This window comes from Tunicatimonas sp. (assembly GCF_049647865.1).
GTDB lineage: Bacteria > Bacteroidota > Bacteroidia > Cytophagales > Cyclobacteriaceae > Tunicatimonas.
Map to the genome: position 1 here is coordinate 1 of NZ_JBARYM010000575.1, position 1,579 is coordinate 1,579.

Sequence of the window (1,579 nt, forward strand, 5' to 3'; positions counted from 1 at the left end):
ACCAAAAAGTCGCTAACCGCTGAAAGGGTGGCATCGCGCTGAAATTGCAATAGTCCGATCAACGGCAACTACTTCTTGAGGATTTTGAATATGTATCATTAAAAATTGGGATACCTGCTCTTCACTGCCACCAAGCTTAACAAAGTGCTCTTTTAATTGAGTACTGCTATATCTTTGTCCATGAATTAACTTTACCAGCAACCGAACTGCTTTGGTAGCTTTTTGCCGGTAGGTAGCATATTCATACTTACCATCATATTGAATGTGTTGAAAGAACAAGGAATATAAAAAATTGAAGATTAAGATTTTCGTGAGTTATATCACTTTGTTCGTGAAATAGCTTGATTTATTCGCGAGATTGAAGTTTATGAGGGTCGTAAATATAGATTTTTTATATGAATTAAAGAGTGTGATTTCTTTTGAGAAAAAATTAGTAGATTTGGTTGAATACGTCTTACAATGAACTTAAATCAGCCCCCCTTTGTCCACTATAGCCGCAGAGATAAAAACTACCATATAGTAGTCTGGTCAATCTACTTACTTATCATCACACTGCTCTGTTATCCTAGTAGGGGTATTCAGGAAGCGATACTACGTACTGTAGCGCATATAATTATTATTGTACCATACTTTTATGTAGAACTATTATTTATTGTTCCTCGGCTAAAAGGTTGTAGTATCGGCAGGTTCACTATGTATCAACTAGCTACCTCACTTGGTTTATATATATATTGGTATATTGGAGATGTTCATTTTTTTCCATTTTTAGGATTTTTTCCACCCGAAGAGGCAATAAGACTTGTAGCTGTTTGTATAATTTATCTTATATTCTGTAAAAGTGTTGCATCTAGTATTTACGCCGTGAAGTATACGATTGCCCTAACTAAGCAACAAGCTCAAGAAAAATTACAACATATACAGCGCGAAAATGAACTCAAAAACAATCAGCTAAAAAGAGAAAACGAACTTATAAAAAACCAACTCGTATATTTTAAAAATTCGTTTAGTCCACATCTTCTTTTTAACGCTATAACGTTTGTAAAAAACAAGATAGATCAAACCAGCGAAGCGTATCAAGCAATGGGATTAATTTCAAACGTAATTAATTATCAGTTATCTACTACGGCGAACCAACAGGTGCCTCTTTACGATGAAATCAAACATATTGATGACTACCTGGATTTAATTTTCTTCGCGAAACCGAACTTACAGATTAGGGTGAGTATTAAAGGTCCTATAGAAGAGGCATTCATACTACCACGAGTTATGCTAAACTATGTAGAAAATGCGGTCAAGCATGGAGTACGTAGTGACGAAAATAATCCAATTACTGTATCAATATACGTTGATAAGCAAGTAACCTTTACGGTTAAGAATAAGAAGAAGAACAGTAAGCTTCCTGGTACTCGGAGTGGTAACATAATGACTAATCGCGCATTGCAGCTATTCTACCAAGATCAGTATTCTTTAGACATTTTAAATGATGACGACTTTTATCAAGTTATCCTGAAGATGCCTTTCGATAAAGATAAGACCGCAACGATAATTGAACGAGCAGTAGACGTAGCCATATGATTTC

Annotated in this window: 1 protein-coding gene; it reads left to right on the forward strand. The window is 35.1% G+C overall.

The features are described from left to right. Positions 1-693 precede the first annotated feature (693 nt). A complete protein-coding gene (locus WBA23_RS16980) occupies positions 694-1,575 on the forward strand; it encodes a histidine kinase (RefSeq protein WP_424583478.1) in 882 nt (293 codons plus the stop codon). The last annotated feature ends 4 nt before the right edge of the window (positions 1,576-1,579 follow it).

Bases quoted from the DNA above. Each gene is read 5' to 3' on its own strand.
- WBA23_RS16980 (WP_424583478.1), top strand. From the start codon at position 694: ATGTATCAACTAGCTACCTCACTTGGTTTATATATATATTGGTATATT.